Raw genomic sequence first — 24,195 nt, 5'->3', positions numbered from 1 at the left:
AGAATAATTTCGAATTGTATTTATAACCTGGTACCCTTCATTAAAACAAAAAATGCTCATTTCTATATTTCCCTCAATAGTTGAGCTAGCCTATTGTATGAATCTTTAACCCCTTCCTCCATAAAAGTTCTGGATCCGCAAATGCTTAGTTCTCGGGGTGCATCTTGTATTATTGTCCAACTTATAATGAAGATTGTCCAAACTTCAACGTTTATTGTCCAACTTTTACTACTGATCGTCCAAACTTCGACGTTTATTGTCCAACTTATTTAAAAGATTGTCCAAACTAACCAAAAATCGTTGAAGCATAAGAAAAACGCAAGCGCCATTAAGTGTAACTTATCTTGACTATTCCTGATTCGTGCCCAAAGATACAATTTCGGGTGCTCTTTGCTTCGTTATAAATATATAATCCTTATTTTTTCTAGCATCCCCTTCTAAAATAATAAGTTACTTTCTACAAATTACTTTTTTCGAAAGAATTTCAGCAGTCCCACTAATCCAATATAAATTCCATGAATATGGATTCACGGCATTCTTATTTTATATACTTTCTTATCTTTAAAAAAAAGACCGTATGATGTAGTTAACATCAAACGGTCAGATTTTTTATAGACTATAGTGAATCATTTTCTACTGGTTTTCGGTCTTTCATTTTTAACATGAAATAACTCGCTGCAACAATAGCTAAGAAGACAACCCCAACAATTAGAGATATACGAGTATCATCGTTAAACCACATACCAACTAGTACCACCAGTAAAAACAATATAGTTGCGTAGTTACTAAAAGGTGCTAAAGGCATTTTGAAAGGATGACTTTTCATTTCAGCAGCTCTTACTTTTCTGAATTTTAGTTCACTAATAAGCAGAGCAAACCATGGAATCATCCCTGGAAGTACGCTCGCACTGTATACATATAAAAATAATTTTGGTGGAGCAAAATAATTTAATACAACACCAATTGCTAAACCTATAAGCACAGCAATTGTACAGTATAGCGGAACTCCATTTCTAGATACTTTTGTAAAAATTTTCGGCGCTTGGCCATTCATCGCCAATGTATAAAGCATACGGCCTGCACTGAAAATTCCACTGTTACAACCTGACATAGCAGCTGTGATTACAACAAAGTTAATGAGTCCAGCGGCTACTGTAATACCGACTTTTGCAAAGGTCGAAACGAACGGGCTACCTAATGCATCTAGCTGATCCCACGGATACACAGTGACGATTACAAAAATAGCACCAATATAGAATATTAGTATACGCCAGATAATAGTTCGAATTGCTTTTGTTAGTGTTTTGGTTGGATCTTTCGCTTCACCAGCTGTTATACCAATAAGCTCAACCCCTTGATAAGATGCAATTACAAGAGACAGCGCAAAGAAGAAACCTTTCCAGCCACCTGTGAAGAAGCCTCCATGTGCCCAAAGATTCGATAATCCTATCGCTTGTCCGCCATTTCCTAATCCAAAGAAAATTAGACCAAATCCTGCAATAATCATTAGTACAATTGTAACTATTTTTATTAAAGAAAACCAAAATTCAAATTCCCCAAACGATTTAACCGAAACTAAATTTGCTGCACCAAGAATTACCATTGCGATAACTCCTGGTACCCAAGCAGGTAAATCTGGGAACCAATACTGCATATATACCCCAACTGCAATAATTTCTGACATACCAACAATTACCCACTGAAACCAGTTACTCCATGCCGTCATATAACCCGCTAAAGGATGCATGTACTTATGTGCAAAGGTCGCAAATGAGCCTGTAGTAGGTTCTAAATAAAGCATCTCTCCCATAGAGCGCATAATAAAAAATATAAAAATACCTGCGATTGCATAGGCAAGCATAACAGATGGGCCTGTCCATTTAATTGAACTCGCAGAACCCATAAACAATCCAACACCAATCGTACCTCCCAAAGCAATCATTTGAATATGACGTGCCTCAAGCCCTCTCTTTAATTCTTTGTTTGACATGATGAACCCTCCCAATGCAATATTAGCGGCTTTAGTTAGAATACATATTCTTACTTACAAGTCTCTAATAGAATCTCTATGAAGTATGAAAACTCATAGGAGTTATTTTATTTGTTTTATAATAATAAATATGTGCAATGAACACAAATGTATTTTTAGGAAAAACACTGTAATTTTCACAATTCTAAGAGCAAAGTAGATGAAAATAAAATGATTTTTTAATATTTTTAAAAAACAATAAACTAAATCTAATTCTTATAACAACAGGCTTCCAACATCATCTACTTGGAAGGTATTGTCATTTTTATCACTGAAACTCTCTTTATAAAAAAATATTACAAAATGCAAACATTTTTAAAAATATTATATATAATATTCGTTTATTGTATATACTACTCATTTATTTTGCTCTATAATATCGAATATAATTTCTAAATACGAACATTGAGGTGTAATTAATGACAAAATATGCACGAATTTTCCAAGGGACTGCTTTTACAAGTAAGACACAGAAAGAAGTAGAAATCCTACATAATTATCTTTTCTGTATTAACGCTAGTGGAATCATCGAAAAAATAGTTTCACCGGAAGATGTAGATTATCACACTTTATTAGAAGCTTATGAAGGAGAAGAAAACTTTCATCGTTTAGATGATGGCCAATATTTCTTACCTGGCTTTATCGATTTGCATGTTCACGCTCCTCAATGGGCTCAAGCCGGAACAGCATTAGACATTCCACTCTATGATTGGTTGAATACTTATACATTCCCAATAGAGTCTAAATTTTCGGATTTAGAATTTGCGGAAAATGTATACGAAGATGTAGTAAACACTCTGCTAGCTAACGGAACAACTACAGCGCTTTACTTTGCGACTGTTCATAAAGAAGCAAGTTTATTACTAGCTGAAATTTGTGCAAACAAAGGGCAGCGAGGGCTAGTTGGGAAAGTGGTAATGGATAATCCTGAACAAAACCCAACATTTTATCGTGATGCTACTACGCAAACAGCATTAGCAGATACAGAAGAATTTATTATTGCTGTGAAAGAATTAGCTAAAACAACTAAACAAGGCGTGTACCCAGTAGTTACACCGCGCTTTATACCAAGCTGTACAGATGATGCATTAAAAGGTTTAGGTGAATTGGCTGCTAAATATGATACCCACATTCAGTCGCATTGCAGCGAAAGTGATTGGGAGCATGGTTATGTACAAGACCGTTTCCAAAAGAACGATGCCTTTGCCTTACATGATTTTGGGCTGTTAAGTAAAAAGTCCGTAATGGCTCATTGTAATTTCTTAAATGATGACGACGCAGATTTATTTGCTAAAACGGGAACCGCGGTCTGCCATTGCCCAATCTCCAATGCTTATTTTGCTAATAGCGTCATTCCAATTGCTCATCTGCACTCTAAAGGTGTTGAGATTGGTTTAGGATCCGATATCTCTGGAGGTTTTTCACCTAGTCTTTTTGACAATGCGAGACAAGCTGTGATGTCGTCCAGAATGTTAGAAGACGGTGTTAATCCGTCTCTCCCTGCTGAGGAACGCGGTGTTCCAGCATCACGCATTACGATTAACGAAGCTTTCTACCTTGCAACTGCTGGTGGTGGAGAAAGTTTAAGCTTGCCAATCGGTAGGTTAGCTGAAAACTATGCATGGGATGCACAAATCATCGATACGAAACTGGCTACTGCAAAGCTACCGATTTTTGATGAGAGCGAAGATTTAAATGATGTTTTCCAAAAAATTATGTATCTAGTTCGACCAGAAAACATTCGCGAAGTTTGGATCCAAGGTGAAAGAGTTCATTCACGTAAGTAAGAAAAATTAAAATTTTGAGGTGTTCATTACCAATGGAAATACCAACACATAAACAAGCTGTAAAGGATATTCCACAACTAACTGTTGGACCTGATGAAAAAGTTTCGACAGGTCAATCCATATTACTTGGTTTACAACATGTACTATCTATGGACGTTTATGTCGTCCCTTTCATTATTGCTATGCTAATCTCACTACAGGCTGATCAATCAACAGCTTTAATACAATCTACATTTATCGCTGCTGGAATTGCCACAATCGTGCAAACTTATTTCTGCATGAAATTACCTGTTGCCCAAGGACCTTCTTTTATCCCAATTGGTGCGATCGTAGGTATATATGCTGCCAGTGGCGGTGGTACAGATGGTTGGAGCACTGTTTTAGGTGCTAGTTTAATTGCCTCTGTTTTAGTAATTATTTTAGGTTTTACTGGTATTTTCAATAAAATGATCAAATCATTAGTCCCTCCCATTGTCGGTGGTACAATCATTTTCGTAGTTGGTCTCTCGTTAATGCCAGTTGCCTTGAACTCAAATATTTATAACGCTTCTGGCGCTACTGTTGGACAAAATGTCATTTTGGCACTAATTACAGGAACGGTGCTAATTCTATGTGTTATGTTAGGTTCATTGTTCCGTAAAAAGGGCCGCGTCTTCCGTGTTGCTTCTGTTATTATTGCTTTAATCATTGGATGTATTGCTGCAAATTTTATGGGAGTATTAGATTTATCGGCGGTTGCAAAAGCGAAATGGTTTAGTTTACCACAAATCCCTTTTGTCGATTTTGGCTTCACGTTCAATCCTTCTGCAATTATTACAATGATTATTATCTATGTTGTATTGATGGCTGAAACAACCGGTACATGGTTTGCAGTAAGTAATGTAATTAATAAACCATTAACGGACAAAAATATTAACCGGGGTGTTATCGGAGAAGGTATTGGCTGCTTTGTTGCATCATTATTAGGCACAACTCCTGTTACTGGCTACTCAACGAATGCAGGTATTATTTCTATCACGGGTGTCGCAAGTCGAATCGTCTTTATCGTTGCTGGTGCTTGGTTTGTGTTATTTGGTTTTTCAAGTAAATTATCTGCTTTAATATCTGCAATTCCATCAGCAGTTATTGGGGGAGTTTTCGTAATTATATGTGGAGTCATCGCAATTAGTGGGCTTCGAGTTATGAAAAACGAAAAAATCGGAGAAAAAGAAATGTATGTTATTGCAGTGCCAATGATTTTAACTTTAGCTTTAACACTTATACCTAAAGATTTCTTATATTCTTTACCTAGCACATTACAATACTTATTCAACTCGCCTGTTGCTACAGCTGCAATAGCGGCAATTTTATTGAATAAAATATTACCAAATGTAAGGTAACAATTAATATTATGGTGGACGGATTCTTCTGTCCCCTTTTTTTATTCCGTAATTCGTCGTCTCATCTGAAAGCCAATTAGAATCCATTTGATTGAAATGTGCAGAAACGGGAAAATTGGCACTAAGGAGGCGATAGTATATGCCAAGTAAGAAAATCATTGAAACGGCTCCCTTTCCGAAGGGCACTGAAAAAGTATTATACTAATATATTTTCTATCAAATAGTCCTAGGAGAATTTTGCGCTTTGGCATTCGCTTTCCGCGGGCGAGCGACGAGCCTCCTCCTTCGCTCTGCTTCGTGCGGGGTCTCGTCTGTCTCGCTTTCCCACAGGAGTCTCATGCGTCGCGCTAAATTCTCTTAAATAAATACAGCAAATTGTTCCTACAAAAATACTAATTCGAGTTTTTCAGCGCCCTCCCTTTCCGCGGGCTTTGCCTCAGCCTCCTCGCTACGCTGTGGGGTCTTCTACTAACGCTATTCCCGCAGGAGTGTCGCGCCTTTTTCAACGATTTTCTAAAAATGAAAAAGTAGAGTATGGGAATTGTCGAAGTTCCCACTCTACTTTTTTAGTTTTTTAGATAACCCCATTTTACAATGCAAAAATTACTGAGGTCTTTTATCTAAATATATTATGTTTGTATAAGTAATCATAGGAAATATCAATAAACAAATATTCATTTCCATTAACGGGAATAGAAAAGGTACGTGTCATTTCTCCAGTGTCGATATCGCTGTATATATCAGAAAACACACCACTCTGATCATTGCGCATTGTAATGATCGTTTTTAAGAAATAAGGACGCCAGCTCCAATTTTTATTCACAGCTTCCTCTTGAATATGCCACTGTTTACCTAGACGCATAATATTAGGTGATGTTTGAAAGCCTTCTTCATCGCAAATATAAAGTCGAAAAGAATACCCATCTAGTTCTTTTGCAAGTGCAAGTAGTTGCTCCGTATTATCGCTTGCAGGTTTCAAACGGTGAACGGACTTCTCTAAAGAATTTTGTAAAATCTTCAATTCTCGATAGTTTTCTTCCAACAAACGCTTCTCGGCTGTAATAAACTGCTGACATCTCTCTTTAAAGCTTTGCTTCAATTGATCACGTTGAATTGTTGTAATATGTGCATCAGCCAAATACTTCCCTTGATAATAGCGCCCACCATTTTTCCAAGCAAATTGAAGTTGATGTACACTATCAATACCTTCAAATAACATATTTGCTCCAATTTTACGCGCCAATGTACCGAGTGAGGTGAACAAATCATTTTGCACACCCCAAGATTCATAACTCAATTGCTCAATATTCAACTTCAAAATATTTGGAGACAGCATCTTAATATGATCTAAATGACTTTCAGATCCAACCTGATTAATGGCGATTTTTATTCTGTACGTTTGAAAATAACGTAGTATTTTATGAAGTTGGTCTAATTCTCCTTTAAAATCATGCTCTGATATCATCAATACAATTCTTCCTAGCTCTGCCTCAGGAATATATTTTTTTATAATATCGAAATAACTTTCCCCGTAGTCAAGCATTAGTAAGTTTGCATTGCAAGGTAAATAAATATCGAAATCCTTTCCTTCCTCCTCTAGTTGAGAAAGGGCTAAATGTAATATTTTATGCTCTACATCTACTCGATACTCTTCTGGAATATCCTCATCGTAAGCAAATGAATTCAAACTTATAAGCCTTTCATCGTTCATAAGCTTACCAGAGATTTCATATGCAACAACCACATGCTCATCTGCACTAAAAATAGGCTGAAAATAAGCCTTGAGACGTTCTAAATTCGTTAGTACTTCAATTGCATCCAACTTCGGAACCCCCCTAAAACGATTGAACATTGGACCATAATAGTTCCATGTAACGTCTATCATTTTTATAATTACTCTCTCTTTTAATGATAAGCCGATAAAGATGAATATACAAACGAACTATATGTATATTTTTTAAGAATAATATTTATGAATGAATGCTGTGCATTTAGACAAGAAATTTTATTCTACTCAACATAGCCTATGCAGCAAGTTATTAATTCTTGTAAAAAAACTATAGACAATTATTAGCAACTTAAGGTATATTCTTTAGTATTCGAACAAAATTAAATTGACATAAAATGCTATCAACTAATAATAAATAACTTTTTTCAAAAAAGTATTGCATTTGTCATGAAAAATGTTTTATAATATATCTTGTCCTTAATATTTCGGAGGAATACCCAAGTCTGGCTGAAGGGATCGGTCTTGAAAACCGACAGGCGGGTCATACCGCGCGGGGGTTCGAATCCCTCTTCCTCCTCCATTTTTTAAAAACTATTAGCAAATCGCTTTACGAAGAAAGCGATTAACGTCGACGCAAGCGAAGCGTGGAAGACGTAAAACTCACTTAAATGCGTAGTAGATTTAAAATCTAAAAATATTATTGTCGCGGGGTGGAGCAGTTCGGTAGCTCGTCGGGCTCATAACCCGAAGGTCACAGGTTCAAATCCTGTCCCCGCAACCAAATGGTCCCGTGGTGTAGCGGTTAACATGCCTGCCTGTCACGCAGGAGATCGCCGGTTCGATCCCGGTCGGGACCGCCATTTTTTTTAATTTGATTGAGATTTAGGATAAGCAAGCAGGTCGAGGAAGCAATCGAGCGAAAGAAGGAGCGTACCCAAGTACGTGACTGATAGAGCGAGTGCAGCTGACAAAGAAATGCGCCGCTTAGCGTAAATCGAAGAGGCTCAGTAGCTCAGTCGGTAGAGCAAAGGACTGAAAATCCTTGTGTCGGCGGTTCGATTCCGTCCTGAGCCACCATTTTATGCGGGTGTAGTTTAGTGGTAAAACCTCAGCCTTCCAAGCTGATGATGAGAGTTCGATTCTCTTCACCCGCTTCATTTTTAGACCTACAGCTTAGCTGTGGTCGATGGTTCGAAGTTATACCTTAGAGCCTATGGGGAAGTACTCAAGTGGCTGAAGAGGCGCCCCTGCTAAGGGTGTAGGTCGGGTAACCGGCGCGAGGGTTCAAATCCCTCCTTCTCCGCCATTATATATTGGCCCCTTGGTCAAGCGGTTAAGACACCGCCCTTTCACGGCGGTAACACGGGTTCGAATCCCGTAGGGGTCATCATTAATAAAAGCTCGAGAATCTATTTTTGGATTCTCGGGCTTTTTTGTTTGTATCATTGGCGTTGCCTCAGCCTCCTCGCGTAGGAGGGCACTGAAAAAATCCTCCAAGAGATTTCATAGAGAGTATGGTGAATGACAAGTTGTTCACATACTCTCTTTTTATCGGGATATCGTTGATTTCCGTTCCAGGCGGACGCTTTCCGCCGGCATGGCTTCAGCCGCTTCCCTCGCTACGCTCAGTCCAGGGTCTTCAGCTCATGCTATTCCGGCTGGAGTCGCCGCCTTCCCCTGACAACCCCTACATATTTTTCCGATTCACTCTTTATAACAAGTGGTCTTCTGCATGTCTTTTGAATTATTTCTTTTATTATTGAACAAAAAAAGCGTTCATCTAAGGTTAAATAACCTTAATCGAACGCTGTATTATTTGCTTAATTTCATCAACAAAATTCATTTCAAATAAAATATTCCCCCACTTATAATTTCAATTTTAATTCTTGACTCATATTGTTCTTTCAATGCTTTTTTCTCCATCTCGTAACATTCTGGTCTGTTTTCTATTCCGACATAAAAGTGTTCTAATACTTCTAAATCTCTTTGCCATCTTCTATTTGCTTCTTCTGCCCATGTGTGATCATCATGTTGTATAATATTTTCAATTACCGAGTCTAATCGCTCTAAAGCGCGGATAGGCTTAATAATATAAGGTAAGTGAAATACATTTTCGGACATAACTGATCCAAAATCCACTTCCCTTAGTGATTCCTGAAAATCCTCTACAACATTACCAGTCATTAAATTAATTCCAAAAGAATGGAGTATTTCTTTCGTTTGATCACTGTAATACGACACTTTATAATTCACTCCTAACCAAGGAGTTAAAAAAGGTCTTGATTCAAACTTATCTACTACCTTCTCATACATTTGCACAAATGCCCCTAGCTCTTTTGTCGCTTGAAACAGTTGATTGAGCCTTGGAGAACCGAAGTGCACGACTTCACCTTTTATGTCTTTTTCTAGCTTATTTTGATTTGTAATGAATGTTAATTGAGCAGGACATGGCACACCATTTGTACTTTCTAAGTATTTCCAATAATAAGGGCGATTCATAATTTTTTTATCCATATCAATCGTTAGTTGAACTGTGATGTAATGATTATTATCACTTAATATTTGGCAATTGTTCTCTCTAAAAAATGTTTGTAAATAACTGTGAACTTGTTGTGGATACATGCACATCCTCCTTCGAATGCCACTGCTACATTAAATAGATTTTTTAAACGCAGATAAAATATCGTCTAACTCACCCACTACTTTTTCAAAAACATCAATTTTCATATTAAGCAAATGCAATATATCTTCTTCAATCGTGTCATGGATAGCTAAATTATAAATATGAACATCATGTTCTTGCCCTAATCGGTGGACACGTCCAATCCGTTGCTCTAATTTCATTGGGTTCCAAGGAAGATCATAGTTTATGACATGGTGGCAAAATTGCAGGTTAATTCCCTCGCCTCCAGATTCAGTCGCAATTAGAACCTGCGCCTGTTCCTTAAAAAGTCGCTTCATCCACTCTCGTTTGTTTTTATTGAATTGTCCGTTAAACAGAACGCTCGTAATTCCTTTTGAATTTAAATACCATTGCAAATAGGCTTGACTCGCACGATATTCTGTAAAAATAATCACCTTATCATTAGCTTCAGAAACAATTTCATAAGCCTTTTCGGCTTTCGAATTTGTTTCCAATGCCATCAATTTTTGAATGATCTGCTCTACAAATTCGGCCTCATCTGCTTCAACGCAATTTTGTCGCATTTTGTTTAATGTTAAGTAGGTAGCTTCCTTGCTACTGCACATTTCCTTTTGTAGCGTAATCATAGAGAAGGCACCTGAAAAAACAGGAGAAACATTTTTAAGCTCTAAAATCATATCGTAAACTTCTTTTTCTTCTGGAGTAAAATGAATAGGTACTATTTGAACTTTACGATTCGTCCATTCAATTCCAGTGTCCTGCCTTCTATTTCTGACCATCACTTGATTGACCAATTCTCTCAAATATTCATCGTGTTCCAAACTATGTTTACTAGCAGAAAATGAGGTTTGGAACGTCTCAAAATTACCTAGATGTCCTGGCTTTAGTAAGGATATAAGATAAAATAATTCAAACACATCATTTTGAATAGGCGTGGCAGTTAATAACAAACAAAACTTTTTCTTTAAACTTTGAACAAACTCGTAGATTTTCGTCTTATGGTTTTTAAGTTTGTGGGCTTCATCTATAATAATCATGTCATAATCTTGCGCATATATGAGTTCTCGATGTGGGCTTTTCTTTGCAGTATCCATACTCATCACTACTACATCATAGTGGTCTAGTGAGTAACTTTTTTTATAAGCAATAGCGGGGATGTAGAATTTATAATTCAATTCTTCGATCCATTGGTTGATAAGAGAAGCTGGAGCTAAGATTAAAGCCTTTTTTACAAGCCCACGAATAAGATATTCTTTTAAAATTAAGCCAGCTTCAATCGTTTTACCGAGACCAACTTCATCCGCAAGAATTGCTTTTCCATTCATCCTCTCGATAACTGTTTCAGCTACTTCCAACTGATGGCTAAGAGGTGTGAGCGCGGGTAAATATTTTGGAGATTGAAGACCACGGAACTCTGTAATCAGGTTATTTTTTTCTACTTCGTAACTCATATTGTATAATGACCAATTACTCCATGGCTCCAGATTTTCTAGTCTCTTTATAAAGCCTTCTTTCCATTCCGACGACCTTTCTATTATCATGAACTTCACCTCATGCAACTTTTTTATAACTTAGGTTGTCCCAAAAAGAAGTAGGTATGTTTATTTACATAAAATAAAAATAATAGGGGTTCTTAAGGACTCTTCAAAATGAAAAAAGATGGAGAGAAATTCTCCATCTTTTGAAAGACTGATTATTGATTTTCAGAATATCCGTTTTTCCTTGCTGCAGCTTCATCTAAAATCTCTTGTCGAAAACCTCCAATACTCTTTTCACGGCGTTCATTTTTTTGTCTAAGTGCTTCTCGTTCACTCTCATTTGAATAAGCCATTAATTCTTCAGCCGCTTCCATATTTTCCTTTGTGTTTTTCACCATATCTTTGAGTTTTTCTACATTATCTGACCGATCATCCGGCTTTGGAGTGTTTTTACCCATTGTTGTTCCTCCTTCATTTTAATAAAGTCATACAACAAATATCGTCCCCAATCTAACAAAAACTATTCGGTATAATAAATGGCATTTTCGTTCAATGATAAGATGATACTGTTTTAGTAATCATCGACTCATAAAAATAAACAATCCTTTTGAGAAACAGTGCTCAATGAATCCTTAAATTCTGTTAAAATGAAGGTTAGTCATTTTAATAAAACAGAACTGGAATGGTGAATAAACGTTGAAAACATTCAAAAAGATGTATATCGAAATTACAAGTGTGTGTAATCTTGCTTGTAGCTTCTGTCCTCCACCGAGTCGAAAAGCGAATATTATCAAACTAGATGCGTTTAATAACATACTAGATCAGATCAAACCGCATACGAAATATATTTATCTTCATGTCAAAGGAGAGCCTCTTCTCCATCCAAGAATCGATCAATTGTTGGATGCTAGCCACGCCAAAGGATTTAAGGTAAATATAACAACAAATGGGACACTCATTAAGAAAAATAGGCATAAACTACTCGGAAAGCCGGCGCTACGCCAAATGAACTTCTCGCTTCATAGTTTTGACGGTCATGAAGGATCGACAAATCGAGAACAATACCTATCTACCATTCTGGATTTTGCCAAAGAAGCGGCGGAACAAGGTGTCATTATTTCATTTCGATTATGGAATCTTCAAAGAGAAGATGCAACGAATGAAGATATAAGAAGAAACCAAGAAACCTTAGAAATTTTGGAAAAAGAATTTAACCTGGATTACAAGATTGAAGAGAAAGTAGTACCAGGAAGCGGGATTAAAATTGCAGATCGAATCTATATTAACCAGGACCATGAATTTCAATGGCCAAGTTTACAGGCACCAGAGGATGATGGTAAAGGATTTTGTCATGCACTTCGTAGTCAAGCTGCTATTCTAGTCGATGGAACTGTAGTACCATGTTGTCTTGATGGTGATGGTGTGATTAATTTAGGTAATATCAATAAAACCCCATTCTCTGAAATTGTAGAGGGAGAACGAGCAAATAACCTCTATGATGGATTTACTAGAAGAGAAGCTGTGGAAGAGATGTGTAGGAAGTGCGGATATCGACAGAGATTTGGGGTTTAGATTATTTTCAAAAATAAAGTAATCAGGATAAATGCCCGGAAATCGATCCCTTAGAATGAGATTCGATTTCCGGGCTTATTTGAACTACTGGATTTAAATGGGGTTAACGAATTATTTCTTATCGGTAAGATAATTTGCATAGTCTTCTGATAATTGATTAACTGGACCGAATACCTTTTCCAACGCCTTAGTTGTTCTCTCTGACAGTATTTGAAGTTTATGTTCGCTTCTACTATCAATATAAGGGTCATTTGCCAAATCTTTTACCATCGAAAAAAATGTGTCGAAACCTTGCGTTGTTATTAAGTAATCGGCAAGTAAAAAACCGAATGAAGAAATTTCAAACGATTGGGTGTAGTCTAGTTTGTTCATATCAGAGATTGGTAAAAAGACCAACTCTTCGTTTTCTAACAACCGTTGTTCCACCTCCGCTAGATTGTTTAAATTAATGGTGGGTTTATCTGTCTCATCCTTTTCGACTACACTTTGAAGAAAAGAGGCGACGCCCTCTTGAAGGTATAGAGAAAGATTATCGTTAGAGAAATCAGAGAGCATCTTATGGCTTAACTCATGAGCAAGAATGTTAAAGCTATTGTTTGGAACCATTGATGGAATCATGAGTTTAAGTGATTCGCCTGTCTCATTCCAACCAGCTAATCCAGTCCAAGGCACAGTGGCAGATACTTGCTCCATTGAATCATAGAGTTTTATCGTTATTTCCTTTGGTTCCCAATCAAATTCTCTACTGTAGAGTTCTATAATATCACTGGCCTCATTCAGAACCATCTGGGCTTGTTCTTCTAAATCAGTTACATAAAGTACAGCAATATTGCCCTTGGTAATTTTCTCAAAGGGTACATCGTCTATTTTCCAAATGTTATTTAATTTTAGAATTGAATAGGTAACCTTGTTATTGGATTCGGTGTCTTGATATTTCATATTAACAGACAACTCGATTGTTCCTTTTTCCAGAGAAATGAGATTTACCTTACGAAGATGCACGGTAATATTATATCCCTGATTTTTCTTGAAAATGGCTTCTTCAATCCACCTCTCTTGTTCTTTATAAAACAAGGAATTTGACTTATTTTGAAACTTTAAAAACCCTTCCTCATCATTATTTTCTATAGCTTCAACCATTTGAGAGAAGTATGATTTGACGAGGTTAATTTCTCCAACTATTTCTTCTTGTTTATCGATTGCCGCTTGTTCTTCTTTAGTTATGGAAGTCTTTTCTTCTATCGTAGTAGGTTCAGTAGCACAACCACAAAGAATGATGATGAGGAAACCTATTAGCAGCATTAATTTTTTCATTTTAGATCCCCCTTTCCTACGAGTGAATTCGATTAATTTTTTCACACATTTTCTTTTAATACGTTATAGGGATTTGTTCGCAAGGCTTTGATTGTGGGAAAGAATGCACCTAGAATGCCAACCAACACCGGGAGACAAATTGTCAATGAAAGAATCGTTAATGAATCCCAAGGAAAGACTTTATACATAAGGCCAATGTATGAAATAGAAAGAACCAAACCGACTATTCCGGCCAATAAACCCAAAAAAGCTCCTTCAATAATAATAGAATGCGTAACCGTCTTATCTTTCCAACCAATCGATTTAAACAGTGCTAGTTCGCCTTCTCTTTCCACAATATTTTGCCACATCATCTCAGCTGTAGTAAGTGCACCAATAATTAGAGCTGCGCCCATAATCAAGTAGTGAGATTTGTTTACCTCAACTGCAACAAACTCTCCTAACCAAGATGTATATAAAACTCCCTCTAGACGGAATGATACGTATAAATAAAAGGATAGTAATGTAGAAGGTAATGCAATGGCTAAAATAGACAAAAGGTTTCTTCCAGGTCTTTGCGATACTTGGTTCATAACAAACCCGATCATCGATTGATTACTAAAAATCCTTTTAGACTTTTTGGTTATTTCTCCTGATTTAATTCCCTGATATGGTTCCAATCGTCCGACTTGTATAAGAGGTAAAATTATACCTAAACCATAAATAACGAGCGATGTACCGAATACTAAAGCAATATTGCTAAAGTTGAACGTGCTTCCATTTAGCATAAAAATCACTTCTAAAATAATGGCTATTAGAGTGATTAGGAGTACGTAAAAGAATGCTTCTCCTAGCACCATTTTCCGAAGAATACTCGTTCGCCATCCAAGTGCTAGAAATATACTATATTCTTTCTTGCGAGTTAAATAAGAGACATAAGTTGTTGCAAACACATACATCGTACCAATCAGAAGGATGGTAACTAGAATACTCGTATACCCTAAGGATGTTTCTCTTAAAATGGTGATTGCTGCACCTATATGGATCCAGGGTTGTTCAATCCATCCAAGCGTTTTATCGTGTTCGACCACTTGGGTGATAGTTGGTTGAGGGGACGAGCCTCTTGTAATAATTACTTGAAGTCCAGTCGAATGCTCAATATCGTTTTTGACTTGTTCCATTTTTTCTTGCGCTACATTTCCAATATCATCGATGCCTTTTACTTTAATGCGAATGGAGGATATGCTGTTTCCTCCCGTAATGATTTCCGCTGCCTTCACAGTGGTTAATATGTTAGGTGGATTTGTAAGCAGGCCTGTTGGCACACCGGATCCTTTCATCGTCCTAGAAGGATTTAACGGTTCATTGTCTGGCCCAAGGACTATCCCCGCCTGTGCAGGACGGTATGTCTCAAGTGGTAGTTCAGTGAAAGGGTCTTTACTAATATTTAATTTATCAGAAGAGAAGCTACCAACAATATTCAATCTCAATACTGGTAAAAGTGGTACTCCGTCTTCAGACAATTTATGATCTAACAATTCTGCTTTTCTGAAACCTGAATCTGGTAAGATATCTTTAAAAATGCCACTCACTTCGATAGGCTTGCTTGAAACTTGGTAACTATATGACCATCTCTCTGGAAAAGGACTTTCTATTTTTTGATAATTAAGAATACTGGATTTAAAAACTAATTGAGTTCCATGAACTGATAAAGAAGGATTGTCATTTGGGTTAGACAAAGCTTTAAAAATCATGGATTCCAATTCTTCACCAGTTAACTCAAAACTGTCTACTTTCTCTGTCTCCAGCCCATTAAAATAGTCCCGTCCATTTCCTTTTTTTATTAATTCAGTAGCTTGTTGCCTTTCAGCCTCAGTATTAAAAGGGATAGCTAATTTTTCTTGAGATACCTGAAACAGGCTATTAGAAAAGCTTTTACTATTTATTAAAACAGGAATTTCAAATAATCGGTCCACTGCCTCATCGTAAATAGCATCTTCATTTGGCTCTAGGTATCGACTCGTATCAGATATATGAACAGCCTCATCCAATCCTACAAGCTTCGCTTCTTCTACCGGATCAATACCAACCAATAATTGATATTGACTCAAACTTATCTCGCCTTGATCATCTCCCCAAAAACCTAACTCCTCACTGGAACCACTCCAATTAGTAGCTCGGTATATTTCTGTATCTTGTATAGTTTTTTGGGATAAACCATCATTAAATGTCTCTATGATCTTATACTTATAGATACCATTGTCCGTTGTTTTAAATTTTTCCTTCATAGTTATTCCTAAAGTGGTATAGCCCAAAACTGAAACTGGTGCTGCAACAGCTACATCGTTCATTGATTTGATTGCTTCGTATTGATCGTAGCTGATGCCTCCACTAATTCCATTCAAGTGATTTGGTTCCATCAGGTTTTCTTCATTGAAAATCGACCCTGGTGGAGTGACAACAAGATCATAGGCGCTTTCCCATTTCTGTTGTAGTTGATTATTAATCGTTCCTTTTGTTGTTTCCGTTAAACTGAACAGATAAATGAGCACACTGCTAATTAACACCACTCCAATCACGGAAAGAATGAGTCGATCTTTATTGCGTACCAGCTGCTTCATCATAAATGTCATCATACTGGTTGCCTCTGACATACGGAGACAATTTCTCCGTCTCGCATTTCCACTTTTGTATTTGCCCGATCTGCAAGAATAGAGTCATGTGTAACCAAAATCACTCCACATTGCTTACTTTTATTTAAGGAGGTTAACAATTCATATACCGTTTCACCTGTATCAGTATCTAAATTCCCTGTCGGTTCATCTGCTAATAACCACTTTGGTTTATGAACTAAAGCTCTAGCAATAGCAACTCTCTGTTGCTGTCCCCCTGAGAGTTGGGAAGGCAGAGAATTCATTTTGTCTTTAAGTCCAACTTGTTCCAAAACTTGTATAGCTCGTTCTTTTTTATTGTATGTTACTTTTCTTCCAAAAAGAGGGGACATGACATTCTCTAATGCCGTCATAGTTGGAATCAAATGAAACTGTTGAAAAATGAATCCAATGTTCTCAAAGCGAAAATCTGCGATTTCATTATTACTCATTTGATGAACAGTCTTATCCCCATAAAGAATTTCTCCACTTGAAGGTACATCAAGTGTTCCAATAATGCTTAATAACGTCGATTTCCCCGAACCTGATGGTCCAATAATTGAAACAAAGTCCCCTTCGTTTAATAAAAGATTTATTTTTTTTAAAGCATATGTTTCAATGCCATCCCCTTTAAAAACTTTATCTATATCTCGGAATTCGATCGATTTATTCAAAATAATCCCCCTATTTGAATAATTTACTAATTTTAGTATATCAGAATTATTAAAATTATTGTATTATTATTTAGTAAAGAGAGTGGCTTTCTAATATAAGAATTAAATATGAGTATTTATTTATAATTATTAAAACGATTTGCTCTTATGGTTTTTTATAATTTGAAATAATGGATAATGCTTTATCTCTAATCCCTCTCAAAAGGAATTAAGGTAAATATATCGATAAGAGACGAAACCAAGAAACGTTAGAAATCTTGGAGAAGGAATTTAATCTAGATTTCAAAATCGAAGAGAAAGTAGTACCAGGAAGCGGGATTAAAATTGCAGAGCGAATCTATATTAACCAGGACCATGAATTTCAATGGCCAAGTTTAAAGGCACCAGAGGATGATGGTAAAGGATTTTGTCATGCACTTCGTAGTCAAGCTGCTATTCTAGTCGATGGAACTGTAGTACCATGTTGTCTTGATGGTGATGGTGTGATTAATTTAGGTAATATCAATAAAACCCCATTCTCTGAAATTGTAGAGGGAGAACGAGCAAATAACCTCTATGATGGATTTACTCGAAGAGAAGCTGTGGAAGAGATGTGTAGGAAGTGCGGATATCGACAGAGATTTGGGGTTTAGATCTTTTTCAAAAATAAAGTAATCAGGATAAATGCCCGGAAATCGATCCCTTAGAATGAGATTTGCTTAAATTTCAAACCTTTGATTGTAGTCTAGCTTGTTTAGCTCACTTATCTTTAAAAAGATTAACTCTTCATCCTGAAACAACTGTTCTCTGCACCTGCTAAATTATTTAAGTTAAGTGATGGTTTATCGGTTTCATCTATTTCGACCACATTTTGGAGAAAATTTGCGAAACCTAAATCCGAAAGCATCTTATGGACCAATTCATGTACAAGAATATTCAAAAATAAATCGACAACTTACTTAAACGATGCAATAAGAGCCTCCTGAAATTTGGAGGCTCTTACTTTATCTAATAATCGTGGTTAACTAGGATTTCTAGTATCACTAAACAGCTCTTTTAAGTCCTCGATTATATAATCTGGAGTAATGTTGGTTCTCTCAATATCCTTTTTACTAGACACACCTGTCAATACAAGGCAGGTCTGAATATTGTTTGTTTTCCCCATCATAATGTCTGTTTCAAGTCTATCTCCAACAATTAAGCATTTGTCGCTTGATGTTGATAATTTTTCCCGAATTTTATTTGCGTAATATGACGATGGTTTTCCAATGACCTGATCAATGCTTTTGTCAGAGGCCACTTCAATTGCTTTAGCTATAGCAAGTGTATCAGCCATGTATCCTCCTGGAACTGGACAAGATGGATCTGGATTAGTCACAATTAGTTGAGCTCCATTACGAATAGCATTCATGGCCGAATTCAGCTTCTCATAAGTGAAGGAACGATCTAATCCTACAAGCACATGAGTAGCTTCTAAAGGGTCTTCTGTTATGTTTAATGAATTGCGAGTGAATTCTTGTTTAATCGCTCTTTCCCCCACGATGTATATGATTGCATGAGGGAAGTTTTCTAAGAAATAGGTAGCAGATAGAGAAGAAGCCGTAATGACTTCATCTAGCTCCGCTGACACTCCTAATGAACAAAGTAGTTGATGGCAATCTTCTCTCGTATGTGTAGGGGCATTGGTGATAAAAAGGATCTTTTTATGGTTCCTTCTTATAATATCAATCGTTTCTTTTACACCCGGTAAAAGCTGATTCCCCACATAGATGGTTCCATCTAAATCAAAACAATAGGCTTCAAAATCGTCTATATGTAACATTTTATACTCCCAGTTGGTTAGTTTGAATCTCTTTCTGAAGAAGAGCCTTTCCTTCATGCAATTTTTCTAAAGGTGTATTAGGTGCATATTCTAGAATGAACTCGCAGTTCGGTGCATATTCATTTATTGCAGCAAAGATTTCTTCCCACTCGATTGTTCCTTCACCAATTGGCAAGTGATGGTCTCCCGTACCGTCATTATCATGAATGTGTAAGACAAGAAGACGATCCTTTGTGTCTTTGATTAATTGTCGAATATTCCAGTTGTTTAAATGGGCATGACCTGTATCAATTAAAAAACCGGCCGTTTCATCTACATTATTTAAGAAATTCGTATACTCATTTTGGGTGAAAATAGAGCTTCCGTTATACCCTACATTTTCAATAGCCAATTTAACGCCTAACTCTTTCGCTATTTTGCATAATTCGTTTATATATTCTGTTGCGCGTTGTTGAGCTGTTTGCTTATTAAACACTGGAGAAAAGCAGAATCCCGGGTGAATTACCACATGACTCGCCCCAATCATACCGGCAAATTGAATGGACTTTTTGTATTCAGAAAAAGCAGTTTCTCTAGTCGCTAGGTTTTCACTTGTCAGATTAATATCCCATGCTGGAGGATGAATAGTATAAGTAACAGGAAAGGATTGTAGTTGTGATGCAAGTTCCTGAAATCTCCCCTCCATTTCATTCCACTCTTGTCCATCCATTAATAACTCGATTTTATCTGCTCCGTGTTGTATTAAATCTTTCACGTTTTCTATAATATCTTTTGACAAAAGTACTAAATCGGAATAACTAATGCTTTTTTTCATGATGATTCAATCCTCCATTATTTATCTAATTGATGTTGGGTATCCAATAGAATTGGTTGTCTGTTTATCGAAAACATGCATTTTATCTAATCTCGGTTCTACATAAATAGCTTCCTTTGGAGGCCATTTATTTGATTCGCTCATGGCGATGATTTCATTTCCTTCTAAATCGATATAAACTCCATAACTGCTCCCGTGGTTTTCTACATACTTTACAAAGCCCTTTAACCCATTCTTCAGCTGGGTTTTAGAAAGCGTAATGTGTTCAGGTCGAATGCCAAAAGCCAGTTCTTTGACTCCCGTCTGACGTATATAATTACGCCATTCCTCTTGTAGCGGTATCTCTTGGCCAGCAAGGTAGGCACTGTCATTACTATTATCAAATGCCATGTCTATCACATTCATAGGAGGAGAACCAATAAATTTTGCTGTGAATATATTAGCTGGTCGGTTGTATACATTTTCAGGTGTATCGACCATTTGCAGATGACCTTGGTACATTAATGCAATGCGGTCGCCAACGGTCATCGCTTCTACTTGATCATGGGTAACATAAACGAATGTTTGTTTATACAATTCATGTATCTTAACTAATTCTTTTCGAGCTGACACTCGTAATTGAGCGTCTAGGTTGGACAATGGTTCATCTAGTAAGAAGTAATCACTTTGTTTGACTACTGCTCTTGCTAAGGCGACTCTTTGTCTTTGTCCTCCAGATAAATCTTTTGGTAATCGGTTTTCGTACCCTTTTAGCTGGAGCATGCCTAAGGCAGCATCTGTCCTTAGATTAATCTCATCCTTTGGAAACTTTTGAACCTTTAGCCCGTATGTAATATTTTGAATTACATTCATATGAGGGTATAAAGCGTAGTTTTGAAAAACCATGCCCACATTTCTTTTTCCACTTGGAAGTTCATTGACTCTTTTGTCCCCCATATATAATGATCCTGATGTAATATCTTCTAGACCAGCAATCATGCGCAACGTTGTAGATTTTCCGCATCCTGATGGACCTAGTAGAATTAGGCGCTCGCCTTCTTTTATCGTTAAATTTAAATTTTTGACTACTTCTGTTTTCCCATATGACTTGCAAACATTTTCAAATCGAATTTCCTTCACAATATCCCGCCTTTACTTAATTCCTGAAGAAGTAAATGTCCCAATGATATATTTTTGGAACATTAAATATAATGTTAAGGGTATGATCATCGTGATCACGGCTACTGCCATGGCGACAGTGAAATTTGTTCCGCCTTCTGAACTGATATACATTTGTAAAGCTAAAGGCAGTGTGTAATTGTCGACAGTTTTCAAAATGAGTACAGGCCATACATATTCATTCCAAGATAAAATAAAGAACCAAATACCAGTTGACGTGATAGCAGGTTTAACAAGCGGGAGCACTATGTCCTTCATAATTCGTGCATGCCCCAAATTGTCTAATCTCGCTACTTCAATTAAAGAAGTAGGAATGGTTTTCATAGACTGTCTAAGTAAAAATATTCCTACAGCGTCTGCAAGCTGCGGTAAAATGACTCCCCATATACTATCTGACAATCCAAGGTCGGATATGACTAAATAATTTGGAATCATCGTGATCGAGAATGGGATGAAAATCATGCTGATTAAAAGAAAATACAAAGTGTTTTTCCCTTTAAATTCCAAGAACACAAATGCATATGCTGCTAAAAAAGAAGTAATTACTTTAAAAAAGGTAACAACAGATGCAATGATAAACGTATTCGAGGTAATCTTTAACACATCCATACTATCGAAAAATGTTAAATAATTTTCTAAGGTAGGATGTATTGGGAGAAAATTTATTGTGTTATTATACGCATCTTCTAAGGGTTTAAAGGACATGCCAATTGCAAAGATAATTGGAAAAATAAGAATCACGATTGTTACCATAAAAACAATATGCCAAGGTATCGATTTGAAACGACTAGTTTTCATAATGAACACCTCTTTCCACAAACTTGAATTCAAGAATGAGTAAAGTTATAAAAATAGCCATTGTCAAAATGGATAAGGCTGCTGAATGTCCTGTTCGATACAGCACAAATGCCTCATGATAAGCGTGATAGATAGCATTTGCACTGGCATAGTTAGGCCCACCTTGTGTGATGACTTTGATCGGTGTAAATACATATTGAAGTCCTTGTACGATAGTGATAATCAGGACATATATACCTGTGGCTCCACTCATAGGCAATACGATATGAAAAAATATCTTCCATAACGGAACACGGTCCAATTTGGCTGCTTCTATAATTTCTCGTGAAATACCATTGATGGAAGCATAGAGAACAATAAAGTTATAACCAAATACTTTCCATGACGTGATTAAACTTAAAACGACGATGACCCAGCCATCCATCTTACTCCAAATAGGCATTTCCACACCAAACCAATCCAGAATAATAGCCACTGGACCTGATACTGGATTTAATATCCATGTAAATAGTATCGATCCTACTACTAATGAAATAACGGACGGTAAAAACATCGCGCCTTTATAAAAGTTTTTATATCTTTTCAAAACCAAATCAAGGATAAATGCGAAAACGTAAGGGATGGAACAATTTATTATCAATAGTAAAACGATATATAAGAATGTATTCCCAAATACTTTATATGTATTTGGATCAGATAGAACATCTATGTAGTTTTGAAAACCTACAAATTCTTTCGTAGGCTTCACCATATTCCAATCAAAAAAACTTAAATAGATTGTATATACAAAAGGCCAAAACATGAACAACGCGAAAATAAGCAAGGTGGGAATAAGTAATCCATAAGCTAACCACTGTTCTTTCGACATTCTTTTGTTTGTTGCTTTTACAGCATGCATTTTTTACTTTCCCCCCGTGTTGATTCATTGGAGCTTACTCATCATGGTTTTTGGTAAGCTCCAATGAAGTTGATACTACTTTAATAATTGATTGATTTCTTCTTCTGTGGATTTCAACCCTTCGTCTACACTTACTTTTCCGCCAAGGATTTCATCTCGCGTGTCTAATAATAATTGCTCCGCTTGTAAGCCTGCATCACCTGGGAAGGAAGTCCATGGAACAACACCATCCATTTGCTCTACAGCTGCTTTCATCATTTCGTTTTCTTCCAAATATGCTTTAAGACCATTTTCTGCTTCTGCAACGTCTTTGCGTGGAGGAACGTAACCTGTTCCTTCTGTCCATTTCGCCATGGATTCAACGCTGTATAGATATTTCATGAATTCCCATGCAGACTTCTGTTGTTTTTCTTCTTGAGCAGTAATCGCCAACATCGCACCACCAGCTGGTAATCTCACTTCTTTTCCTTCCCAAGCAGGTGATTTAACTGCAGCTACATCGAATTTTACATTTTGTTGAATTTGGGAACGTCTTGCAATTGTTGTGTATGCCATAGCAACATTACCATCTATAAAACTTTGCACACCTTGATCCCATGGAAGGTGAAGAGCTGTTTTATCTTTATTAATCATATCCGCCAATAACTGATAGGCTTCAATCCCATCTTTTGAAGCGAAAGTTGCTTTACCATCTGTCAGCATTCGTGCACCGTTACTTTCTAATAAAGCTTGTGTCGCCCAGTTATCTGCAGGCTCTTGCATATAAAAACCATGTTTTCCTGTTTTCTCTTTAATGACTTTTGAAAATTCTTGTACTTCTTGCCAAGTTTGAGGTCCATTTTCATTTAACCCAGCTTCTTTTAATAGACTTCTGTTAATATATAGAACTGGCGTGCTCAATGAATAAGGAATTCCTACTTGTGTACCTTCTGAGTTTTTAGCTAAATCCATAACATTCTCTAAGAAATTATCTTTAATAAACGTGCTGTCGTCTTTAAAATGCTGATCTATTACTTCTTGAGGAGATATATAGCTGAAATTATTGGAGAAATAATCCAAAAACGACCATCCAACCTGCACCACAGCTGGACTTTTTCCAGCAGCAGCTTCCGCTTGTAAATTCTGCATTAGTCCTTTATACATATCCGGATTATACTTCGCTACCACTTCCGTTGTTTCACTTTGCTCATTGAAGGCCTTTACTAATTCTTCTACCGTTTTTCCACCTTGAGTTTCTGCGTTTACATGCCAGTATTCTATTACTGTTTTTTCACCTTTGGATGAAGAGTCCTTGTCTGTTGAATCACTTGAATTGCCACATGCCGTCAACACAAAAGCTAGTGAAATTAAGCTAAATAATTTTAAAAATGATTTCATTTAATTTTTCTCCTTCATAAATTAGTAGTGTGTTTTCTTTAAAAACTCTCTTTTTTCATTCGGTTTAAATATGAATGAAACTCAAAATAGTCAACGGTAAATATAATAATGAG

17 protein-coding genes, 7 tRNA genes and 1 pseudogene are annotated in these 24,195 nt (G+C 36.6%); 11 read left to right on the top strand and 14 right to left on the bottom strand.

Annotated features, from left to right (window positions below; translation table 11 throughout):
* Positions 1-616: 616 nt before the first annotated feature.
* Positions 617-1,990, bottom strand: a complete 1,374-nt coding sequence (locus tag FG384_RS15635; protein WP_142643605.1) for an amino acid permease — start codon at positions 1,988-1,990, stop codon at positions 617-619.
* A gap of 458 nt (positions 1,991-2,448) precedes the next feature.
* On the opposite strand from FG384_RS15635, the gene guaD reads away from it, so the two are divergent.
* Together guaD and FG384_RS15625 are read left to right on the top strand one after the other, a co-directional pair.
* Entirely contained in the window at positions 2,449-3,816 is a 1,368-nt protein-coding gene (gene guaD / locus FG384_RS15630; RefSeq protein WP_142643603.1) for a guanine deaminase, read from the top strand.
* 32 nt (positions 3,817-3,848) lie between these two features.
* A complete protein-coding gene (locus tag FG384_RS15625; protein WP_142643601.1) occupies positions 3,849-5,195 on the top strand; it encodes a uracil-xanthine permease family protein in 1,347 nt (448 codons plus the stop codon).
* A gap of 616 nt (positions 5,196-5,811) precedes the next feature.
* Here the strand turns inward: FG384_RS15625 and FG384_RS15620 are convergent.
* Positions 5,812-7,017, bottom strand: a complete 1,206-nt coding sequence (locus FG384_RS15620) for an EAL domain-containing protein (RefSeq protein ID WP_142643599.1) — start codon at positions 7,015-7,017, stop codon at positions 5,812-5,814.
* A 394-nt stretch (positions 7,018-7,411) separates the two neighbouring features.
* Here FG384_RS15620 and FG384_RS15615 point away from each other — a divergent pair.
* The 7 genes from FG384_RS15615 (at position 7,412) to FG384_RS15585 (ending at position 8,311) form a co-directional block, all read left to right on the top strand.
* A tRNA-Ser gene (locus FG384_RS15615) sits at positions 7,412-7,504 on the top strand.
* Between the two features lie 124 nt (positions 7,505-7,628).
* Positions 7,629-7,705: transfer RNA gene (locus FG384_RS15610), tRNA-Met, on the top strand.
* Positions 7,706-7,708: 3 nt separating this feature from the next.
* Positions 7,709-7,784: transfer RNA gene (locus FG384_RS15605), tRNA-Asp, on the top strand.
* A 141-nt stretch (positions 7,785-7,925) separates the two neighbouring features.
* A tRNA-Phe gene (locus FG384_RS15600) sits at positions 7,926-8,001 on the top strand.
* A 6-nt stretch (positions 8,002-8,007) separates the two neighbouring features.
* Positions 8,008-8,078, top strand: a tRNA-Gly gene (locus FG384_RS15595).
* A gap of 61 nt (positions 8,079-8,139) precedes the next feature.
* Positions 8,140-8,230, top strand: a tRNA-Ser gene (locus FG384_RS15590).
* Between the two features lie 9 nt (positions 8,231-8,239).
* Positions 8,240-8,311 (top strand) — tRNA-Glu (locus FG384_RS15585).
* Between the two features lie 452 nt (positions 8,312-8,763).
* Here the strand turns inward: FG384_RS15585 and FG384_RS15580 are convergent.
* The 3 genes from FG384_RS15580 to tlp form a co-directional block, all read right to left on the bottom strand.
* Positions 8,764-9,546, bottom strand: coding sequence for a YqhG family protein (locus tag FG384_RS15580; RefSeq protein ID WP_142643597.1), 783 nt, complete (start codon positions 9,544-9,546; stop codon positions 8,764-8,766).
* 30 nt (positions 9,547-9,576) lie between these two features.
* Positions 9,577-11,109: a DEAD/DEAH box helicase gene (locus tag FG384_RS15575; protein ID WP_142643595.1), complete on the bottom strand. Its 1,533-nt coding sequence runs from the start codon at positions 11,107-11,109 to the stop codon at positions 9,577-9,579.
* Between the two features lie 152 nt (positions 11,110-11,261).
* Positions 11,262-11,504 carry a small acid-soluble spore protein Tlp gene (tlp, locus tag FG384_RS15570; RefSeq protein WP_142643593.1) on the bottom strand — a complete coding sequence of 81 codons (243 nt, stop codon included), beginning with the start codon at positions 11,502-11,504 and terminating at the stop codon, positions 11,262-11,264.
* Positions 11,505-11,742: 238 nt separating this feature from the next.
* Between tlp and FG384_RS15565 the strand changes: the two genes are divergently transcribed.
* Positions 11,743-12,618, top strand: coding sequence for a radical SAM/SPASM domain-containing protein (locus FG384_RS15565; protein ID WP_142643591.1), 876 nt, complete (start codon positions 11,743-11,745; stop codon positions 12,616-12,618).
* Positions 12,619-12,729: 111 nt separating this feature from the next.
* Here the strand turns inward: FG384_RS15565 and FG384_RS15560 are convergent, their stop codons facing one another.
* From FG384_RS15560 to FG384_RS15550, 3 genes are read right to left on the bottom strand one after another with little or no spacing between them, the layout of a single operon-like run.
* Positions 12,730-13,932 carry a hypothetical protein gene (locus FG384_RS15560; protein WP_142643589.1) on the bottom strand — a complete coding sequence of 401 codons (1,203 nt, stop codon included), beginning with the start codon at positions 13,930-13,932 and terminating at the stop codon, positions 12,730-12,732.
* Positions 13,933-13,973: 41 nt separating this feature from the next.
* Positions 13,974-16,547, bottom strand: a complete 2,574-nt coding sequence (locus tag FG384_RS15555; protein ID WP_166462457.1) for an ABC transporter permease — start codon at positions 16,545-16,547, stop codon at positions 13,974-13,976.
* On the bottom strand, positions 16,544-17,236 hold the full coding sequence (locus FG384_RS15550) for an ABC transporter ATP-binding protein (RefSeq protein ID WP_142643585.1): 693 nt from the start codon (positions 17,234-17,236) through the stop codon (positions 16,544-16,546). The genes FG384_RS15555 and FG384_RS15550 overlap by 4 nt, the downstream gene beginning before the upstream one ends.
* Positions 17,237-17,463: 227 nt before the next feature.
* On the opposite strand from FG384_RS15550, the pseudogene FG384_RS15545 reads away from it, so the two are divergent.
* Positions 17,464-17,868, top strand: a pseudogene (locus FG384_RS15545) (SPASM domain-containing protein); the annotation flags it as partial.
* A gap of 368 nt (positions 17,869-18,236) precedes the next feature.
* Here FG384_RS15545 and FG384_RS15540 read toward each other — a convergent pair.
* From FG384_RS15540 to FG384_RS15515, 6 genes are all read right to left on the bottom strand, one after another.
* Positions 18,237-19,037: an HAD-IIA family hydrolase gene (locus tag FG384_RS15540; RefSeq protein ID WP_142643582.1), complete on the bottom strand. Its 801-nt coding sequence runs from the start codon at positions 19,035-19,037 to the stop codon at positions 18,237-18,239.
* Between the two features lies 1 nt (position 19,038).
* Positions 19,039-19,851 (bottom strand): sugar phosphate isomerase/epimerase family protein, encoded by an 813-nt coding sequence (locus FG384_RS15535; protein ID WP_142643580.1) that lies wholly within the window; start codon positions 19,849-19,851, stop codon positions 19,039-19,041.
* A 21-nt stretch (positions 19,852-19,872) separates the two neighbouring features.
* Complete coding sequence (locus FG384_RS15530; protein WP_142643578.1) at positions 19,873-20,970, bottom strand: ABC transporter ATP-binding protein; 1,098 nt, start codon at positions 20,968-20,970, stop codon at positions 19,873-19,875.
* A 12-nt stretch (positions 20,971-20,982) separates the two neighbouring features.
* Complete coding sequence (locus tag FG384_RS15525) at positions 20,983-21,807, bottom strand: carbohydrate ABC transporter permease (RefSeq protein WP_142643576.1); 825 nt, start codon at positions 21,805-21,807, stop codon at positions 20,983-20,985.
* The gene (locus FG384_RS15520; protein ID WP_142643574.1) at positions 21,797-22,705 is read right to left on the bottom strand and encodes a carbohydrate ABC transporter permease; all 909 of its coding nucleotides are present in this window, start codon (positions 22,703-22,705) and stop codon (positions 21,797-21,799) included. The genes FG384_RS15525 and FG384_RS15520 overlap by 11 nt, the downstream gene beginning before the upstream one ends.
* Before the next feature lie 75 nt (positions 22,706-22,780).
* Positions 22,781-24,082 (bottom strand): ABC transporter substrate-binding protein, encoded by a 1,302-nt coding sequence (locus FG384_RS15515; protein ID WP_142643572.1) that lies wholly within the window; start codon positions 24,080-24,082, stop codon positions 22,781-22,783.
* Positions 24,083-24,195: the final 113 nt, after the last annotated feature.

The organism is Psychrobacillus vulpis, from assembly GCF_006861825.1.
Taxonomy (GTDB): domain Bacteria; phylum Bacillota; class Bacilli; order Bacillales_A; family Planococcaceae; genus Psychrobacillus; species Psychrobacillus vulpis.
The sequence above is the reverse complement of the archived record's forward strand: the minus strand, read 5'-3'. Positions and strand labels throughout refer to the sequence as shown.